The sequence below is a fragment of the Cyanobium sp. BA5m-21 genome, assembly GCF_024346235.1.
GTDB lineage: Bacteria > Cyanobacteriota > Cyanobacteriia > PCC-6307 > Cyanobiaceae > Cyanobium_A > Cyanobium_A usitatum.
The window spans coordinates 1-13,054 of record NZ_JAGQCO010000058.1 but is presented as its reverse complement, the minus strand read 5'-3'; the positions used below and the strand labels follow the sequence as shown (position 1 = coordinate 13,054).

Annotated in this window: 15 protein-coding genes; 6 read left to right on the top strand and 9 right to left on the bottom strand. The window is 53.7% G+C overall.

The features are described from left to right. On the top strand, positions 1-1,045 hold a 1,045-nt coding region (gene hemH / locus KBY72_RS12765; protein WP_254993740.1), incomplete at its 5' end, for a ferrochelatase. A gap of 8 nt (positions 1,046-1,053) precedes the next feature. On the opposite strand, the gene KBY72_RS12760 is transcribed toward hemH, so the two are convergent. From KBY72_RS12760 to KBY72_RS12745, 4 genes are read right to left on the bottom strand one after another with little or no spacing between them, the layout of a single operon-like run. Next, positions 1,054-1,845, bottom strand: coding sequence for a phycoerythrobilin:ferredoxin oxidoreductase (locus KBY72_RS12760; protein WP_254931800.1), 792 nt, complete (start codon positions 1,843-1,845; stop codon positions 1,054-1,056). Continuing rightward, the gene (locus KBY72_RS12755; RefSeq protein WP_254993739.1) at positions 1,842-2,549 is read right to left on the bottom strand and encodes a 15,16-dihydrobiliverdin:ferredoxin oxidoreductase; all 708 of its coding nucleotides are present in this window, start codon (positions 2,547-2,549) and stop codon (positions 1,842-1,844) included. Before KBY72_RS12755 ends, KBY72_RS12760 begins: the two co-directional genes overlap by 4 nt. Positions 2,550-2,575: 26 nt before the next feature. Then, the gene (locus tag KBY72_RS12750) at positions 2,576-3,163 is read right to left on the bottom strand and encodes a phycobiliprotein lyase (protein ID WP_254961266.1); all 588 of its coding nucleotides are present in this window, start codon (positions 3,161-3,163) and stop codon (positions 2,576-2,578) included. Between the two features lie 31 nt (positions 3,164-3,194). Further along, on the bottom strand, positions 3,195-3,449 hold the full coding sequence (locus KBY72_RS12745) for a hypothetical protein (protein WP_254961265.1): 255 nt from the start codon (positions 3,447-3,449) through the stop codon (positions 3,195-3,197). Between the two features lie 371 nt (positions 3,450-3,820). On the opposite strand from KBY72_RS12745, the gene cpeB reads away from it, so the two are divergent. The 3 genes from cpeB (at position 3,821) to KBY72_RS12730 (ending at position 5,651) form a co-directional block, all read left to right on the top strand. After that, a complete protein-coding gene (cpeB, locus tag KBY72_RS12740) occupies positions 3,821-4,381 on the top strand; it encodes a class 1 C-phycoerythrin subunit beta (RefSeq protein WP_197148055.1) in 561 nt (186 codons plus the stop codon). 61 nt (positions 4,382-4,442) lie between these two features. Beyond that, positions 4,443-4,937 carry a class 1 C-phycoerythrin subunit alpha gene (gene cpeA / locus KBY72_RS12735; RefSeq protein ID WP_106632843.1) on the top strand — a complete coding sequence of 165 codons (495 nt, stop codon included), beginning with the start codon at positions 4,443-4,445 and terminating at the stop codon, positions 4,935-4,937. 93 nt (positions 4,938-5,030) lie between these two features. Beyond that, positions 5,031-5,651: a HEAT repeat domain-containing protein gene (locus KBY72_RS12730; RefSeq protein WP_254941609.1), complete on the top strand. Its 621-nt coding sequence runs from the start codon at positions 5,031-5,033 to the stop codon at positions 5,649-5,651. 19 nt (positions 5,652-5,670) lie between these two features. On the opposite strand, the gene KBY72_RS12725 is transcribed toward KBY72_RS12730, so the two are convergent. Then, complete coding sequence (locus KBY72_RS12725; RefSeq protein WP_106632841.1) at positions 5,671-6,561, bottom strand: HEAT repeat domain-containing protein; 891 nt, start codon at positions 6,559-6,561, stop codon at positions 5,671-5,673. A 72-nt stretch (positions 6,562-6,633) separates the two neighbouring features. On the opposite strand from KBY72_RS12725, the gene KBY72_RS12720 reads away from it, so the two are divergent. Both KBY72_RS12720 and KBY72_RS12715 read left to right on the top strand, forming a co-directional pair. Further along, positions 6,634-7,062, top strand: a complete 429-nt coding sequence (locus KBY72_RS12720) for a DUF2656 family protein (RefSeq protein WP_106632840.1) — start codon at positions 6,634-6,636, stop codon at positions 7,060-7,062. 438 nt (positions 7,063-7,500) lie between these two features. Further along, positions 7,501-8,841, top strand: coding sequence for a HEAT repeat domain-containing protein (locus tag KBY72_RS12715; RefSeq protein ID WP_254993738.1), 1,341 nt, complete (start codon positions 7,501-7,503; stop codon positions 8,839-8,841). A gap of 294 nt (positions 8,842-9,135) precedes the next feature. Here the strand turns inward: KBY72_RS12715 and KBY72_RS12705 are convergent, their stop codons facing one another. The 4 genes from KBY72_RS12705 to KBY72_RS12690 all read right to left on the bottom strand — a co-directional run bounded on the left by KBY72_RS12705 (position 9,136) and on the right by KBY72_RS12690 (position 13,027). Further along, complete coding sequence (locus KBY72_RS12705) at positions 9,136-9,774, bottom strand: chromophore lyase CpcT/CpeT (protein WP_254961262.1); 639 nt, start codon at positions 9,772-9,774, stop codon at positions 9,136-9,138. A gap of 8 nt (positions 9,775-9,782) precedes the next feature. After that, a complete protein-coding gene (locus tag KBY72_RS12700; protein ID WP_254993737.1) occupies positions 9,783-10,325 on the bottom strand; it encodes a phycobiliprotein lyase in 543 nt (180 codons plus the stop codon). Between the two features lie 273 nt (positions 10,326-10,598). Then, positions 10,599-11,339, bottom strand: a complete 741-nt coding sequence (locus tag KBY72_RS12695) for a phycobilisome rod-core linker polypeptide (protein ID WP_254961260.1) — start codon at positions 11,337-11,339, stop codon at positions 10,599-10,601. Positions 11,340-11,410: 71 nt separating this feature from the next. Beyond that, the gene (locus KBY72_RS12690; RefSeq protein ID WP_254961259.1) at positions 11,411-13,027 is read right to left on the bottom strand and encodes a phycobilisome rod-core linker polypeptide; all 1,617 of its coding nucleotides are present in this window, start codon (positions 13,025-13,027) and stop codon (positions 11,411-11,413) included. Positions 13,028-13,054: the final 27 nt, after the last annotated feature.

The window sequence follows — 13,054 nt, the reverse complement described above, 5'->3', positions numbered from 1 at the left end:
ACTGGCCTGGCTGATCAGTAGCCTGCGGGCGAGTAAGTCGCAGGATGCTTATCGGTCCATTGGGGGCGGCTCACCACTGCGGCGAATCACTGGGCAGCAGGCGCGGGAGTTGCAGAGTAGCCTCCGCCTGCTTGGGATCGAGGCCACCACCTACGTGGCAATGCGCTACTGGCACCCCTTCACCGAATCGGCGGTGGCAGACATCAAAGCCGACGCCGTGGATGAGGTAGTGGTGCTGCCTCTTTACCCCCAATTCTCGATTAGCACCAGCGGCTCCAGCTTCAGGGAGCTTCAGCGTCTTCGCCAGTCTGATTCTGTTTTTGCAGCTTTGCCGATCCGATGCATCCGCAGCTATTACGATGATCGGGGCTACATCGGCGCCATGGCCGGGCTGATAGCGCGCGAGATCCAGGCCTGCCCAGACCCTGCCAGCGCCCACGTGTTCTTCAGTGCCCACGGCGTGCCCAGGAGCTACGTGGAGGAAGCGGGAGATCCATACCAAGGGGAGATCGAGACCTGCGCCCGGCTGATCATCGAGAATCTGGAGGCCACATTGGGCCACAGCAACTCTTTCACCCTCGCGTACCAGAGCAGGGTGGGCCCTGTGGAGTGGCTTAAGCCCTACACCGACGAGGCATTGGAGGAGCTGGGACGGCAGGGTGTGAAGGATCTGGTAGTTGTGCCGATCAGTTTTGTGAGCGAACACATCGAGACCCTCGAAGAGATCGACATCGAGTACCGCAAGCTGGCTTTTGAGTCGGGCATCACTAATTTTCGCCGTGTTCCTGCGCTCGACACCAACCCTGCGTTCATCCAGGGGCTTGCGCGACTCGTTCAACATGCCCTGGAAGGGCCCGAAGTGAATCTTGACCAGGCGGCCGCTCTGCCCAGCACTGTCAAGCTATACCCCCAAGATAAGTGGTCTTGGGGCTGGAACAACAGCTCAGAAGTGTGGAATGGCCGCTTAGCTATGCTCGGACTCTCCGCTTTTCTAGTGGAGCTGATCAGGGGCAGTGGGCCTCTTCATGCCCTCGGCTTGCTGTGATTTCCTTTTTACTCAGGGTAGTGTCTATCCAGATCAAACAACACCTCATGGATATATGTTTCGGTCCATTCTGCGCCATGAAAGCGGCTGAGCATCCCTCTTGCCGGGTCTTTCTCTGCCCGGTAGCTGGTGTAGCGCCGTTGGCCATTGAGCAATATCGCTGAGCGATCATCTGCTACGGGAGCCGCTTCATGCACGAGTTGTAAATAAAGTTTTAAGTACTCAGCAAAGGCTTGAAATATAACGGTGGCGATCAGCTCATCGGAGGCTGCTCCCAAAGGCAGGCGGGTCCAGAGAAATGCAGGCGAAAAGTAAGGTTCCGCTTCGGCAGGAATAGGCCCGCCATCGGGTAAGTGAGGTTTCCAGCTGTTAAAAATTGGGAGCAAGCGATCCCAGACAGGTTGGGTATGGAGGGAATCGCTGCGGTCGACTGGCTGCAGGTCAAGGGCAAGCAGATGGCCTGAGGGCAGCGTGACCAAATCGGCTCCGAAGAAAGGCAGATCAAAACGGCAGTGGGGATTGATAACTAGGTTCAGCACGGACGCTGCTGGCCCCGCTTCCACGCAGGCGGCCCTCACCTGGCGAAGCTTGTTGGTTTGACAGGCCCAGGTTGCAGTTTGCACAACTACCGGATGTGCCTTCGAACCGGTGGATCCGATTTTTTGCAGAAACTGCTCCGGCACGGGGTAGGCGGCTGGCTCCAACGCTTGAAGCAATTCGACTGCATGATCAAGAAAGGGCTGCCAACGCCAATTGGCGATTCTGACCTGATCAAGACTGCATCTTTGCGGTGCTGTCATTGCTGCTTGCTAGAGGGGAAGAGGAACTCGTGCAGGAAGCGATCCGACCAGGCCTTACCGAAATGGCTGCTAAACAGGCCGTGAGCCGGATCTCTTTCGGCGCTGTAGACATCGTATGCCTCTTGCAGGCTCCTAACCCTTTCTGCTGTAACTATGGAGGTGCGTTGGCCCGCTTCGGCACTGAGCTGCCAGTAGCAGTCGAGAAAGGCAGTGAAAGCCCTAGGCAACGATTCCTGCGCCTCCTCAGCACCTCCACGGCAGAACAGCAGCCAGGGCGAAAAATATTGGTTTGGATCAAATGAGCGCATGGCCTCAGCACCGTGAAGATCCGGGTGGCGAGAAATAAGTTCTTTTAGGCCTTGATAATAGGTGTCAAGATAATTTTGATCCTGCAGTAGTGGCTGAAAATCAAGCACTGCGACCAGCTTGCCGCGGGTGCCGAACCAAAGGAGATCGATTCCCATAAGGGGCTGATCGTTGTTGTATTCGGGATAGGCCACCGAATTCAACACTTGCAGGCTGTCCCCCGCGTCCATCCTGGTCACCCGCCAGCGCCGGAACCCAGGCACCTGCCAGAGCCAGCTTTGGATCACGCTCTGCCTCTTCGGGGAGTGACATTCAGCTAGCCCATCGGGTGGGGCAATGGGCTGCGCTCCAGACCTTTCCAGCCTGCTATTGAGCTCTTGCAAAAAAGGGTCAAACATCTCGGAGCGATCAGGAGCAGGGTGGGTTAACGGAAACCGGCGGCCATGGAATCGGCGCTTTCCCGAAGCGACTGCAGAGTTGCGTCGGAGGGGCAACGAAGCTCCGTGCAGTAGGTGGTCATCGACACACCATCGAGACACTGCACTGAACTCACCCGCATTCGCACCTGATCCGTGACGAACCAGCAGCGCTCCGTGCCGACATTGCTGTCATAGCGCGTGGTAACGGTCATGACGCCATCGCTGGAAAAGGTGTATTGACTGAGGACGGGCTGCTTCTCCACGTAGCCCTTGTCACGGACCAGGAAACCCTGAGAGGGATCTCCTGCTAGAGGGATATCTATTAATACAGCCGCTTGATCTTCTGTTCTGGTTAGGGGTTTTAGATTGCTCTCCCACCAGAAACGGGCCCCTCCTGCTGCTAGAAGAGGATTGATATTAAGAGTTAGACATATCTGCTCGACGGCTGGATCCTCAGCGGAGAAGGGCTCGATAACAAGATTGGAATCGCCGAATTCATCATCTTGGTGGTCGAGGTGGTGCACAGCCCGTCGCGTCAGCCAGGCCCCTCGACTGGCCGCCAAGAACTGGTCCATCGTTCGGGCTGGGTCCATGGGTGCCACGGGCGGGTGAGGGGGATGGGGGTTAGTCCTGCTCGGACTTCTGGGACTCAAGCTGAGCCAGAATTGCTTCTAGCTTCTGCAGCTCGGGGTGCTGAGCCAGGGTGAATTCGACTTGCTTCTGAGGGAGCTTCAGTCTTTGCCCCATGCCGATCACATCTTTGATAAGTCGATCGCGGTAGGCCGCTAGCTGATCAATCGACTCCTCCAACTCCTGCCGGCTGGGATCGGATCCGTTGATTGCAGACGTGTCGGCGCGAGCGGTGGTGCCGTCGGTCATGGGTTGGATTGGGCGGATGTCAGCATACGGAGTCGACCGCTGCGATCCACTAGAGCAGCTTCAAATGGGTCGCATCCATGGTGAAAATGGAAGAAAAGATAAATCTCCTGGTGCTTTGTTCCGCGATTAGGAGGGAGTGCGTGCCTTCCCCTTGCCAAAACCCTTTGCCAGCGCTGCACTTTTCAAGTCCGAGCGCGATGGGTGACGAAAGTTTGCATGATTGGCTTGATGGGGGGCCTGAGGCGGGAGATGACCGTAGTTTCCCCTTACGCCTTCCCCGAGAGGCAGCTACGCCATACAGACCTGAACAGATCTAACGATCTTCACTGGCTGTCAATTGGCTAAGCACAAGCACCCCTGGCCCCTTTCCCATGCTCGACGCCTTTTCACGCGCTGTCGTCAGCGCAGATTCGAAGACTGCCCCTATTGGAGGCGGTGAGCTCGCTGCTCTCCGTAACTATGTTGCTGAGGGAAATAAGCGTCTAGACGCTGTTAACGCCATCACCAGCAATGCCTCCTGCATCGTTTCAGATGCAGTCACCGGCATGATCTGCGAAAACACTGGCCTGATCCAGGCTGGTGGCAACTGCTATCCCAACCGCCGCATGGCCGCCTGCCTGCGCGATGGCGAAATTGTGCTTCGCTACATCAGCTACGCGCTGCTGGCAGGCGACGCATCGGTTTTGGACGACCGCTGCCTGAACGGCCTCAAGGAGACCTACATCGCTCTGGGCGTTCCCCTTCAGTCTGCCGCTCGCGCCGTGGCCATCATGAAGGCTTCTTCCACAGCTCACATCAACGAGACAAACACCAGCGGCACCAACCCTGTGGAAACCCGTTTCCGCAAGATGGAAACCGTTCAGGGCGACTGCTCCGCTCTAGTGGCTGAAGCTGCTACCTACTTTGACCGTGTGATCAGCGGCCTCAGCTGATTCATCCGAAGAGATTGCTTTTTTTAAACCACTACTACTCAATTAAACGAGGATCTTCACGATGAAGTCTGTTGTGACCACTGTTGTGACCGCCGCTGATGCCGCTGGTCGCTTCCCCTCCCAGAACGACCTGGAAGCTGTTCAGGGCAACATTCAGCGAGCTACTGCTCGCCTTGAAGCTGCTGAAAAGCTGGCTGCCGGTCTGGACAAAGTGACCAAGGAGGCTGGTGACGCCTGCTTCAGCAAGTACCCCTACCTCAAGCAAGCTGGCGAAGCTGGTGAGAACCAGGTCAAGGTGGACAAGTGCTACCGCGACATCGCTCACTATCTGCGTCTGATCAACTACTGCCTGGTTGTGGGCGGCACTGGCCCTCTCGATGAGTGGGGCATTGCCGGAGCCCGTGAGGTGTACCGCACCCTGCGTCTGCCTACCGCTGCTTACGTGGAAGCGCTCACCTTCACCCGCGATCGGGCTTGCTCCCCTCGTGACATGAGCCCCCAGGCTCTCAATGAGTTGAAGTCGTACCTTGATTACGCCATTAACGCCCTCTCCTGATCAGTTTCTGATTAATTGTTGAGGACAAACCAGGGAGGCCTTCGGGCCTCCTTTTTTGTGTGAAAATGAGCCGTCGCCTACCCCCTCTCCTCGATGGAAATGGAAGCATTAGATATCTTATTTGATGATCTTGCCCACCCTAATCCTTATATTCAAAGCCAGGCTTTTATGGCTATGGTCAGGGATTGGCCTCAGCAAGCTCTACCTCGCCTGCTTGGTTTGTTGGCCCAACCGGATATAGCTTTACGCAGGGCTTCTGTTCGTGGTATTGGCGCCTTTGGCGCGGCAGCCTTGCTGCCCTTAGCGGATCTTCTTATGGCTAGCACGGACAGCACTATCCGCGCCAGCTGCGTGAAGGCCTATGCCCAGGTGGCTTCAAACCAGCCTGGGATCCATTTCCCCGAGACAGCGATGCAGGCTCTCGAGGAGGCACTTAGCGACGACTCACCGGTTGTGGCTGTTGCTTCGGTGATGGCCCTTGGGCAGGTTGGTGGGCAGGCGGTGCCGCTGTTGCTAAGAGTGGTGGGCGGTGATAATCCAGCCCAGGCGGTAGCAGCTGTCAATGCACTCGCCCAGATTGATGATCCTGCAATTGAACCGACTCTTAAGGATCTGCAGCACCAACCAAAGTTAGATAGTTATGTGCGAGAGACCCTTGAATCAGCCTTGGCTCGAATAAGGGAACTGCAAGCACGTCAACCTCAGCCGGGCTGACGCGAGACGATTGTTATCCTCACTTGCTTAGCTGACTGATCGCTAGCTCTAGCACTAATCTGACACCAGGTTGTACTTCCTGTTCCACACTTGCTTTTAAGTCAGGCAATGCATCCCTGGCCCCTAGCTTCATCAGCGATAGAGCAGCGTTTTTGCGAACCTGTTCTTCCGAGTCGGTGAGCAGGGGGAGCAGGCGCGGGCAGGCCCATTCTGGCTCCTGCAACTTCCCCATCAGCGTTGCAGCTTCTGCCCGCACTTCGGAGTCCAGGTCATCCAGCGCGGTTAGAAGCAGCTGTCTCGCCTCGTCATCCCCCAAAGACTGGATCTGTTCGCCGAGAGCTGCTATTGCTGCCGCTCTTATCCTGGCATCCGGCGAGCTGGCTGCTTGGCGAAGCGCTTCGGGCGCCTTGGCGCCGATAAAAGCGATCCCCCAGCTGGCCAGCCCCTGTTGCATGGCCGAAGCTTTTGGATGAACCAGCACTGAGAGGAGTGGATTGAGAGCCTGCTCGCCGACTGCAGCCATCGCTCCGACCGCTGATCCCTGCACAACGGGATCCGAATCTGAGAGTAGGGTTTCGAGTAAAACGGGCAAGGCAGCTGGATCTGCAATCAGGGTCAGAGTCTTAGCTGCAGCGCGTCGAACGGTGACGTTGTCGTGAGACTGCAATGCACGGCAGAGAGTTGGCACCGCTGCAGCACCCACTGCTCCAAGGCTTTCGGCAAAGGTGAGCCGCATCAAGCCCCTGGTATCGCCGAGACCAGCCACCATGCGCTCAATAGCTGGGGTGTCGGATGAAGGAACTAACCCCTGACGAAGTTGGGAACGAAGCTCTGCAGCAAGAATGTTGGCTTCCTCAACGCTCAGTTGCTGGATTCCAGATGCGGGGGTAGCGGACAGCTCGGCAGACAAGGGTCCCTCCTATTGAACTAATTATCAGGGATAGCCGCCGCGATCCTATGGTGGGCTTAACAAGATCAGGACATGACACGCTTTTTGCTCTCCCACAACCTTCAGGTGGTTTCCGACAACCTGAAGGGCTTGAATTCCGCGGAACTGGCGGCTGGTCTCGTTGCACACCTGTCCACCGATGTCCGGGTTCAGGCAGTCAGCCACCCTCACTGGTTGGTTCAGGTGGAAGCCGACCTGCTGCCCGTCGATTTGGCCAATGCCGTACTCCTGGCCTGGCGACAGCTTCGCTGCTCTGCAGGTGCTACTGATCATGATTGCCAGCTGTTGGCCTTAGGTGGACGCAAGGACGATCAAGGCGCCTCTGGAGCGTTGCTGCAGCAGAGTGACTGGGGGGTCGATGTGGTGGAGACTCTGAACACCGCCGCTTTCCTTCAGTCAATCAACTGGGATCTGCTCAAACAGGGGCGTGCTCCTGATGGTGTGTTCGAGCTTCAAGGCTGAGCTGGGCTATTTGCGGCGGCGGCGAGGTGATTGCTGTCCAGACTTGGGTGATTCGACTGGATCCGTAGAGGCTGTGGTCGCCACTGCGGAAACTGAGCTGGCCGCCTCCATCAGACATACCGACGTAACCGGGATTCCATTCTGGTGTAGTTGCTGCATAGTGTGGCTCAGCATATGGCGCGGAACTCGCAGCTTCTGAGCAACCCTCTGGGGAGTTTCAGAATTGATGCTTGTAACAAGTAAAAGCGCACCACATTGATGGGGTCCCATTGTGCCTCTAATTTAGATGGGTTCATATTGAACGCTTCCTGGCTGGGTTGCATCAAGACACATAACTCTTAAACTTTCAGCGCTCTTGCCCTGCCGGCTATCAGAGTTGGAAGCAGCTCTGCTTTGAGCTCCACAGCCGCGTCCACTTTGACTTCTGAGGACAGTATTTTGGCAAGCTCCAGCAACAGTTACGACAATATCCATCCCGGGCTCAGCCACCATGATGCGCTAGCGATTCTTGAACAATCTCTTGACTCGCTTGATTCTGCCAGCGACTACTACATGGCGGCCGCCCATCTCGTGAATTTCCCCGGCGATAAAACGGAGGAGGCATTATTGAGGCTCATTGATAATTCTTCGGGCGAACAGGCGGTTAACCTTGCGCGCCGCAAAGCGGTCGAAGTTTTGGGCCGGCTTGGGGTTCAACGGGCCATCCCCAGCATTGGGCGTTGCCTAAGGAGCAATGATCACTATCTCGTTGAAAATGCCGCCTGGGCCCTTCTTCAGCTCAATTGCCAGGATGTTGAACTCCATCAGGCAATGCTCCCGCTGCTCAATGATCCAGGCCAGAGCCGCCGGGTTCTTATCCAGGCTCTTGTGGGGTTAGAAGTGCATGCGGCCTTGCCCGTACTTCAATCGCTGCAAGATGAGGCGAATCCAGGGGTTCGCGGCGCTGCTTTGGCCGGGGTTGCACAGCTCAGTGGAGATGGCAGTCGCCTTCAAGAATTGGAAGACCACCTGACCCTGCCTAACCAAATGGACCGGCAGTCGGCGATTCAGGATTTAATTGACTGTCGGGCTACATATCTATTGCCTTCGATTCTCAAGGCGCCCGTGTCCCCTGTGTTCAGGTTGCGCGCTCTGCGGACACTCTGGCCGGGCCAAGACAAAGAACACGCAGGCATTGACCTGCTTACTTGTTTAGATTCGCTGATGTGGGATCAGCCAGAAGGTTTGGTCTTGGCGCACTGCTACGACACTGAACCAACCATATTATTTTTATTTGATGAGTTTTTTGGTACTGACTTTAGCCGTTGCTACCTAGCATTGTCCACATTGAAGCATAGGCCAGTAGAAGAGCTCTGGCCTGTTTTCTGGAAGCGATGGCAGGAGGATGCTTATAATGACTATGGTGCTCATTATTTCTTCATTCAGCTTCTTGGCAGTGTGGATATCTGGCCTTCCGCTGCTACTCCTGTCATTGAGGCATTGCTGCTGGAAGCTATGAACAGCAAGCGCCCACAATTCGGTAAATCAAGAGCGGCTGCTTGCTTGGCTTTGAATAAACACTTTCCTGATATATGGTGCAAAAGTGTGAGGCAGCTTTTGTCCTCCGATTTCACGCCAAGCTGGGAGCTACGTTATGCTGCATTGATAGGTCTTGATTCAATTGATGTTGGGAATAACCATGAAATAATTCAGCTATTACAGAATGCTTTTGCCGTGCAGGATCCTGATATTTTTGTAGATCGTAGGCGTCAACTGCTTATTTCAGAAAACCGGGTCTGAAAGGACCCACGCTCAGCCCAGTAGCGTTGAATTTCCAGGCCTTTGGGCCTCGGCACAGCTGCTTCAGCTCTCAGTATCTTGAATGTTCGACGGGGCCCCATGGGCCAGTTTCCAATTGCTCTTACAGACCGCACTTGCCCATCAAGCATATTTAGGCAGGCTTCAAAACGCTCAAGCTGACTATGATCAATTGTTTCAAAAATAAAGTCTTGGCCTTGGCAAATTAGGTGCTGCGAGCGGATCCAGCTACGGAATTGCTGGATAGCTGGTCCGTCAGCTTGTATGGTTTCTGTTTTATCCAATTTGTTCAGATTCTTCTCCCTTATGATTACTTAGATGTGCCCACTCAGCTGTGACTTCATTTTCAAAGCTAGCCACGCGTTCAAAACGTAGTGGCCCATGTTCGGAGCCCCATTGCAAGGTATTGGTAGCTGGATCAAAACCCTGATCTCTACTAATCCAGTTTTCGTGATCAACCAACACCTCACTCACTAGATAGGTAGGCCGCCCATCGCGTGGCACTAGGCATTTATTACCAGGCTCTACTTTTCCGCTGAAGCAACCCGGTGTCGTCTCTTGGAAATGCATCGCACAACCGCAGCGTTGTTGAAGGCGATCAATATGAATTAGCTTGAGCAGTTTAGGCGTGAAGCCTGCTCCAGCTAAGCGAATTGGTTGGTCGAATCCAAAATTTTCAACAATCTGCACCTTCTCGGTCGAAATCAGTCGATGTACACCTTGCCTATAAGGTCGCCAAGGATCGTGCCCATAGCTCTGCTCGGAGTAAAAACCAGGGCCCTGAAATACTTCCCAAGGCAGAGGGCGAAAATAGATGTTAATATGGGCAAAATTTACGGGATCGCTCTGTGACTGAGAGAAATTACTGTAGTGTCCAGCTAGAATTTTAGCGAATTTTAGGGTAATACCTATCATGGCGAACTCTACTGGCTGAAGGAATCTAACCGTCTGATTTCAGATGCGAAGGAGGTTTGCAGTATTCCTGAGCCGGCTGAAGTTCGCAGCACTGATGAGCGGCAGCGAACGTTCTCAGATACGAACCAGATCCTTTCCTCTGCAATCGATTGACCATATTGGGTAGTGAGTGTAAAAGTATCATCTTCTAAAAAAGCATAGTTTGATACTGCTTGCTCGGCCTCTGCGTATCCAGCGCTTCGCAGTAAGATTCCTTTTTGATTATCAGTTGGGATTGGAACGAGGATGCATGATCCTGCTGATACTTCACTGGGGCCATCTGGCTCCCAGTCACTTTCTGCATTCCATTCCATTCGGAATGGCAGAAGGGGTTTGGCGTCGTGTATCTTGCAGTCTCTAATTAACTTAAGTACCAACGGATCTTGGAGTCCAATTGGTTCAATCAATACTGAACTGCGAACATCCTCAAATTGCTGAAAAGCAAGAGAATGACCACTTCTCATGGATCGCCAGCGGCCTAGGCTACGAGCTACAAAAGATTCCAGCTGCATCAACGCTGCTCAGGCCTTGTTTCTGTGAGTGGTCCTTGCAACTGGCAGACGACCTGCCTGAACCATGTGTACCCATGTATCGATCATCATGTTGATCGCAGGCTGCGTTTCTTCAGTGCTCCGATCAATCTGAGTGCACTCTGCTTTGCGATAGTCTTTGTCCTTTAAATTCATGGATTGCAGCCTGAGTACTTGCTGTTGATGCTTTTGGGAGGCGATTCAAAGCCTTGATATCTATAATAAGGCTTTGAATCGCCTCCGGTTTAGTTTGATTTAGGATTCCTTTACTGAGGTGATGCGACCTCCGCGTCGATGAATTGATTGGATGGCTGATGATAGCGAGCTGAAGGGAACGGTTGTCGTTTGCGTTACCCGTCGATTTAGGCCGACTGGATTAACGCTTGTCCAGCGAATAGCGTAGCGCTGCTTGTTGCGACCTCCTGGGCCGGGAGTCTTTTGACTGCCTCCGGGGGCTGATCTGGTCGCCAGGCTGACTAATAATTGTGATTGCCCGTCACCATCAAAACTTGCAAAGCCTGAAGTCAAGGCACGTGTTCTGTTATATGTAAGGGTCGATTCACCTTTCTGGCTTGCCACTCCCCTGTCATAAGGTACTGTATCAAAGCCAAAGACCTCTAGATACTCGGCTCCGTATATATAGCTGTTGATTTCTGCTTCGTATCCTTCTGTGGCCAGGAGCTGAACATGCTTGCTCAGTTCAGCTTGATTTCGTGGGGCGCGGCCTAGGAGATGCTTGAAGTTTAGTTCAACAAACCGATAGGGACCATTTGCATCAAAAAAGAGACGCCGATAGCTGTCGGACAGGGCTAGGGCATTGATCAGCCCCTGCACAGTGAGGTCGCCGTTGATGAATAGACTCTCTGCAGAGACTGAGAGCTCTTCATCAAAGAGGTGTGCATTGCCAAATACTTGGCGGTAGGCGGCTTTCAGCTGGGCTTGAGCTTCTGATTGGCGTAAACCCGAATTGGGCCGGTCAAGAGTTTCGATTTCCATTGTTTTTGGGTTGGTAGGGGGAGAGGGAGTGAAGAAGTTAGCTATTGTTCCGAAAAATGAGCCATAGTCATCTAGGTGATTTCGGTCACAGAAATGATCTGACCACCGCGTCTATGGATGTATCCCAGTTGGCTTGTAATGTCATTGCCGCTTACTACGTAGCTGGCGTTCGGGTTGCGTTGGCGGCCGCCTGCAGGCTGGGCATTGACGACAATACGGAACCGCTTGGATGTGGGATCAGCTGATCCAGAGGCTGCACCAAGCCTGTTAATCCGTACGGTTGTATTTGTCCAGTTTGTAGGTGCAGATCTTGTTGCTACCGAATTTAGCAGGCTTGAGGCACATTGAATGGTGTCACTGGCCGCATAGCCTTGAACTAGTGCTATGTGTCGATTAAAGGAAACCTGTTCGCGACCATTTTCAGTTGCTACACGCAGGTAGGGAACAGTATTCTCGCCGAAGGTGTTCTGATACTCTTCGCTATCAACGTAGCTGTTGATTTCTGCGTCATAGCCGTGAATGGCTAGCCTTTGTAGATGCTCACTCATCTCGGCCTGACATGCGGGTGCACGCCCCAAAATATGTTTGAAATTCAGCTCAACAAAACGGTAGGGAGCATTTGTTTCGAAGAAGCGACGGCGATAGTCTGCAGAGAGTCCAATAGCTCTTATAAATTCACGGGTGCTGAGCCTTCCCTCAGCAAACTGGCTTTCTGCTGTTAAGTTGCGCTCGCTGTCCATTACATGGGGATTGCCCAGCACTTGGCGGTATACCGAGCGGATCAGCGCAGTAATCTGATCTGCTGAATCACCGTTGCAGCGCTCGAATACTTCCTGCTGGCGCTGGCCAAGCCCAAAGCCAACGTATAGATCACCACGCATCGGTGTCGAGTCGCCTCCATCGGCACTGTTCCGCTTGACAGGCACTAACATTCCGTTCGAACCAGCCGCTGTTCTACCCATCTGACTTAGGGAACCAGATCGGTAAACCTGTGCAGGCACTTTTATTGAGAGCCTGTAGCCGCTAACTAGATTGCCTAGCAGTTGACTTTTGGTTCCTACGGCTGTGTCGCTGCCAGCGAAATTCTGCTCAAGTGCTGCGATCCTGTTGAACGCTGCTTGAGGCTGGCCTACTGGTGAGTTCCAGCTTGTTGGGTATGGAACTGTTTCCTCGCCGAAGCATTTTAGATACTCATCGGAATCAAGGTAGCTATTGATCTCGCCGGTAAAGCCACTTGTGGCGATTAATGCCACATGGCTAGCAACCTCTGCTTGATTCTGCGGGGGGCGGCCCAGCAAATGCTTGAAGTTAAGCTCAACTGCTCGATGCGGAGATACGGCATCAAAGAAGCGTGAGCGATAAAAACTAGATTGGGCCAATCTCCGTACGAATTCCCGTACGTTTATGTCCCCATTCCGTAATCTTGATTCGGCACTCAGCAGTCGCTCGCTTTCCATCGGCTGAACATTGCCGAATACCTGCCGGTATGCTGCTCTTACTGCGATGTGAAAAGCAGCATTGTCGTTTGCGGTGAATGCTGACGGTGTATTCAGTAGCTGCTGGTTGCGAAATTGATCTTCGCTTGTGGCAGTTTCTACGTCATCAGTTCTTCGGCGAGAAAACCTCGCTGGTGCTTCAAGAAGCTGAGTGGCTCCGAAATCAAGTGACTTGCTTTGATTTGCTGTCATGGGGCTATTGGATTAGCGGACTTGCTT